Here is a 4,999-nt window from a genome sequence, read left to right as displayed (position 1 = left end):
ATGCGAAGCATCCTCTAAAGTTTTTCTGGTTCTCTTTGTTCACAAAGAGAACAGTTCCCGCCCGGGTAAAAACATCGGCAGGAAAAAACTTATCCGTTGCTGCGGCCGAAGCTGCGGCGGAGCCAGCGAGGCAGGATAATCACCCCCATGATCAGATACGGATAGTAAGTCACCAGGCGCCACAGCAGGGCGATCACCGCCGCCGTCCCCACCTGTGCCGCGCTCCCCACCGGAATCACATCGCTCAGGAAGTGCGTGAAGATGTACTCCGCGAAACCGCTTCCGCCCGGCGTCGGAGCCACCAGCATCATGATCCACATCGCCAGCTGGCGGGCGAAGACCAGAAACTGGTCGCTCAGCGTGAAAAACGCCATGAACAGCGCGTTGGCCACCAGATAACGCGAGCTCCATGACAGGAACGTGGCCGCGAAAGACTGGAGCCAGAACAGCGGCCGGTAGCGCCGGATTTCGACCGCACTACGGACGATGCCGTTGCCCGCCTCGACCGCCCCCGCCTTCCACCGCCTCAACCCGGGCAGCGAGAAGAGGCGCACAAGGAGCCATTTCAAGCCCCGGGGATTGAAGAAGAGGCCGTAGCTCAGCAGGAGCAGGTAGGCGAGTTTCAGCCCGTAGCCGATGGTAGCGAAGAGCATCAGTTCATGTCCCATCGGCCCGCTGAAGAGGCGGTCGCCGCCGACGATGAAAAAGACGATCGGGAAGAGCAACGCGAAGTAGAGCTCGTCGAAAAACGAGGTGAGCATCACGATCGCCGCGCTTCGGCCGACCGGCACCCCTTCTTTGTGGACGAAGACGATCGCGACGCTCGTTCCGCCGATGGCCGACGGCGTCACCGCCGAGGTGAACTCCCACAGCATCGTGATCCGGAAGGCCTGCCGCCAGCCGAGGTCGTTGCGGCTGAAGAGCCGCAGCCGGATGATGTAGCCCAAGTCCCGTCCCGCCATGAACAGGAAGGCGACCAGAATGAAAAACAGCGCGCGCCAGGTGAACCGGATCGATTCGAAAACAGCGGGGTCGAACTCGCGCCAGATCATCCACGCCACCCAGCCGAGCCCCAGCACGACGGGCAGGACGATTTTCCACGGCCGGACACGGCCGACGGTATTTTTCTCCATAGAAAAAGCTGCGTTGCGAGGCCGGCTCCGGGCCGGCGGTGAGTCGCAAAGATACGACATCCCGGCCGAATCGCCAGCAGCCGGCGGATCGGACGCAGCGCGCAGGACGACCCGCCGCGACGAGAGCCCGTTTTCACCCGGCCGACCGAAACAGATGCGGCCGAGCGGCCAAATGCGACGGCGGAGGGGCGATTTGAGGCGGAAAATCGTATTTTTGTCCTCAAACAACCGTTCGACCGCATGGATACTCTTGTTCGCCTTCTCCAGATCATCGGTTCGCTGGGACTCTTCCTCTTCGGCATGAAGCTGATGAGCGAAGCGCTGCAACGCGCCACCGGAAGCCGGCTGCGACACACGATGGGACGCGCCGGAGAGAGGCTCGGCTCGCAAATCGGGGCCGCGGCGGCGGTCACGGCAACGGTGCAGTCGTCGAGCGCGACGACGGTCACGATCGCCGGATTCGCCCACGCGGCGCTGATCGAACTCAGGCAGGCCATCGGCTTGATTATGGGGGCCAATATCGGCACGACGGTGACGGTCTGGATCATCGCTCTCTTCGGCTTCGCGCTGCGGGTGTCGGCCATCTCGATTCCGCTGGTCGGACTGGGGTTCGCTTTCGTCCTGCTCCGGAAAAACCGATACCGGGATCTGGGCGAGACGGTCATCGGTTTCGCGCTGATGCTGCTGGGGCTCTCGGTGCTGCAGGCGGCGACGAACGCGGCGGCGGCCCACACCCTCTTCTTCGACGAACTGGCGATTTACGCCGGACTGGGCTATCCGTCGATCGTAGTCTTTCTGCTGGCCGGCATCCTGCTCACGGCTATCCTGCAATCGTCGGCCGTGACGATCGCGCTGACGATGATCCTGTGTCAGGGCGGGTGGCTGCCGTTCGAGGCGGGGGCGGCGATGGTGCTGGGCGAGAATGTCGGAACGACGGCCACGGCCGTGATGGCTGCGGCGGCGCTCAATACATCGGCCAAACGGGCGGCCCTGGCGCATACGGCCATCAACCTCTTCGGCGCCTTGTGGTGCGCGCCGCTGCTGCCGTGGATCGCACCGGGGATCGTCGGGCTCTTCTCGCTGCTCGGAGGATCGGAAACGGGCGCGGCACCGATCATGCTGGCCCTCTTCGATACGCTTTTCAACCTGCTGAATGTCTTTATCGCCGCTCATTTCATACCTCAGCTGATGAGGCTGCTGGCGCGGATGCTGCCGCACGAGGCGTCGGACGACCGCCGGCATCTGCTGGCGCTCGACTCGGGGATGATCTCCACGCCGGAGCTGGCGCTGATGCAGGCGCACCACGAGATTACGACCCATGCCAAACGGATGCTCAAGATGTTCAACATGGTGCGCGAGCTGACGCGGACACCGCACCTCGAGGAGTTCCGGCGCGAATACGCCCATGTCGAGAAATACGAACGGATTACGGACCGGGTGGAGCGGGAGATCATCGTCTTTCTGTCGCACATCGTCTCGCAGGACAACAGCGAACGGGCTACGGCCCGGTTGCAGCGGATGTTCCGCACGGTATCGCACATCGAGCTGATCGGAGACGAGAACCTGGCCCTGGCCCGGACGATCCGGGCGAAGCGGGAGAGCGACCTGTGGTTCGACCGCACCCTGCGCGAGGATTCGGAACGGCTGTACGATATGACGGAGCAGGCCATCTACCGGATGACGACCTGTCTCGAACGCCCGACGCCGGAGGAGGTGCAGGAGGCGCGCAAACTGAACGAGCTGGTGCAGAGCTGGGCCCGGGGACGGCGGACGGAGCTGCTGGGCCGCATCGAACAGGAGGGGGCGCACCCGACGGCGATCTTTTTCTTCCTCGAACTGACGGAGCGGTGTGCGAAGCTGGTCGATACGGCCACGCACATGGCGGTCGAACAGAACGAAGAGGCGGTTTAATCTTCCAGGGCCCGTGAAACGCCGGCTTCTTTTCTTCGTTTTCGCCTTATCGGCGGGTCTGCCGCTCCGGACGGGGGCGGAGGAGCGCGGAACGGTGCTGGTGGTGGCGACTTACAATGTCTGCAACCTTTTCGACACGATCAACGACCCGGGTATTGCAGACGAGGTGCTCTCTCCCGAGGCGTGGCGACGCAAAACGGAGCGGCTGGGGCGGACGATCGGTGCGCTGGATCCGGATGTGATCGCGCTGTGCGAGGTGGAGAACGCGGCGGTGCTGGAGGCGCTGCTCGGTTCGCCGGGGCTGGCGGGAAAGGGGTATCGCCCGATCCACTATGACTCGCCGGACAGGCGCGGCATCGATGTGGCGCTACTCTACCGGGCGGGCCGGCTGAGGCCGACGGCTTCGGAACCGATCCGGATGACGACGGACTATCCGACGCGGGATCTCTTGCGGGCGGAGTTCTCGGTGGCGGGAGCGACAAAGCGGCTGGTGGTCTACGCGGTTCATCTGCCTTCGCGGCGGGGAGGCTATCACCGGGCGACGCGGGCGCGGGAGGAGATTGCGGCCCGGCTCGATGCACACGCGGCGGCAGACAGCGCGGACGCTGCGGTGGTTCTGCTGGGGGATTTCAACGACAACCCCTCTTCGGGGCTGGTTCGCCGCCGGCTGGCGGGATGGAGACCGCTGGCGCTGCAGGCCCATCGGCGGGGCGAGGGCTCTTATGCCTGGGACGATGTGTGGCTGATGTTCGACCAGATTTTCGTGGGACGCAGCACGGCGGCGGAGGAGGCGCGGGTCTTTCTCCGGCCGGAGATGCTGACGCGCGAGGGCCGTTTCGCAGGGTATCCCGACCGGGAGCTGAGCGACCACCTACCGGTCTACACGCGTATCCTGTTGCGGTAAATTTTGTTTACATTTGTAATTACTCACTTAACTCACAAATCTTATGGCACTCACTATCAATCGCGACCTGCGCCGCAGCGCATGCACCGCCCTGGCGGGCAAATGGACTCCGGCGGTATTGACCACGCTGGTCTATATATTACTGGCCTGCGTCTGCTCGTACATCCCGTTTCTGAAATTCCCGGCCTCGCTGCTGGTGTTGCCGGTTTTGGGATTCGGGTTCCAGATCATTTTCCTGAACGTGATGCGGGCGGGAACGGAGCCGCAGATCAATGCGCTCTTCAGCGGGTTCAACAACTACGGCAAGACGCTGGGGACGATGCTGCTGGCGGCAATTTATACGTGGCTGTGGAGTCTGCTGCTCCTGATTCCGGGGATCATCAAGTCGTACTCGTACGCGATGACGCCGTTCATCCTGAACGACGAACCGGAGCTGGGGGCGGACGAGGTAATCTGCAAAAGCATGGCGATGATGCGGGGGCACAAGATGAAGCTGTTCTTGCTGGATTTGAGTTTCATCGGCTGGGTTTTATTGGCCGTATTGACTTTAGGGATCGGATTCCTGTGGTTGGCGCCGTGGATGGAGAACTCGCGGGCAGCGTTCTACCTCGACCTGAAGCGGGAGGCGCAGCAGGGGGCATAGGACGGGTCTCCCCGCCCCGGGCTTCCGCGACGCGGGTAACAATGGGCGATTAGGCGGTCTGGTGAGCATCGGCCACTACGGGTTCTGCTACTCGTCGTCGGTGAGCGGCAGCGGCGGGGTGTACTTGGGTTTCTACGTGACGAGCCTCAATCCCAGCGACGCGAGCAGCCGTGGCCACGGTCTTCAGTTGCGTTGCCTCTCGGAATAAACGGAGGCAGACACGGCCGCAGCGAAACGCAGTTTCGCCCGTCCACGGGACGTGGGGCCCGCCCGGCCCGAGGGCAGTTCTATCCGGTTCAGAGCTCGACCACGCGCCGTCGCCTTAAGAAGCGATTCAACTATTTTGGCGCAAGCCGAAAGAGAATGAATCGCGTAAGGCGCGCGGACAAAGCTCGTTTATCCGACAAG

Annotated in this window: 5 protein-coding genes; 4 read left to right on the top strand and 1 reads right to left on the bottom strand. The window is 63.0% G+C overall.

What is annotated here, in order from left to right; genetic code table 11:
* Window positions 1–89: 89 nt before the first annotated feature.
* A complete protein-coding gene (locus QZ292_RS09485; protein ID WP_294600953.1) occupies window positions 90–1,133 on the bottom strand; it encodes a lysylphosphatidylglycerol synthase transmembrane domain-containing protein in 1,044 nt (347 codons plus the stop codon).
* A gap of 240 nt (window positions 1,134–1,373) precedes the next feature.
* Here QZ292_RS09485 and QZ292_RS09480 point away from each other — a divergent pair, with 240 nt between their 5' ends.
* From QZ292_RS09480 to QZ292_RS09465, 4 genes are all read left to right on the top strand, one after another.
* Window positions 1,374–3,044: a Na/Pi symporter gene (locus tag QZ292_RS09480; protein ID WP_294600951.1), complete on the top strand. Its 1,671-nt coding sequence runs from the start codon at window positions 1,374–1,376 to the stop codon at window positions 3,042–3,044.
* A gap of 13 nt (window positions 3,045–3,057) precedes the next feature.
* Complete coding sequence (locus QZ292_RS09475; protein WP_294600949.1) at window positions 3,058–3,948, top strand: endonuclease/exonuclease/phosphatase family protein; 891 nt, start codon at window positions 3,058–3,060, stop codon at window positions 3,946–3,948.
* 43 nt (window positions 3,949–3,991) lie between these two features.
* Window positions 3,992–4,591 carry a DUF975 family protein gene (locus QZ292_RS09470; RefSeq protein ID WP_294600947.1) on the top strand — a complete coding sequence of 200 codons (600 nt, stop codon included), beginning with the start codon at window positions 3,992–3,994 and terminating at the stop codon, window positions 4,589–4,591.
* A gap of 61 nt (window positions 4,592–4,652) precedes the next feature.
* Window positions 4,653–4,799, top strand: a complete 147-nt coding sequence (locus QZ292_RS09465) for a hypothetical protein (protein ID WP_294600945.1) — start codon at window positions 4,653–4,655, stop codon at window positions 4,797–4,799.
* The last annotated feature ends 200 nt before the right edge of the window (window positions 4,800–4,999 follow it).

The organism is uncultured Rikenella sp., assembly GCF_910577125.1.
GTDB lineage: Bacteria > Bacteroidota > Bacteroidia > Bacteroidales > Rikenellaceae > Rikenella.
Note: the sequence above shows the minus strand (reverse complement) of the source record. Positions and strands in the feature narration are given on the sequence as shown.

Bases quoted from the DNA above. Each gene is read 5' to 3' on its own strand.
- QZ292_RS09485 (WP_294600953.1), bottom strand. From the start codon at position 1,133: ATGGAGAAAAATACCGTCGGCCGTGTCCGGCCGTGGAAAATCGTCCTG.
- QZ292_RS09480 (WP_294600951.1), top strand. From the start codon at position 1,374: ATGGATACTCTTGTTCGCCTTCTCCAGATCATCGGTTCGCTGGGACTC.
- QZ292_RS09470 (WP_294600947.1), top strand. From the start codon at position 3,992: ATGGCACTCACTATCAATCGCGACCTGCGCCGCAGCGCATGCACCGCC.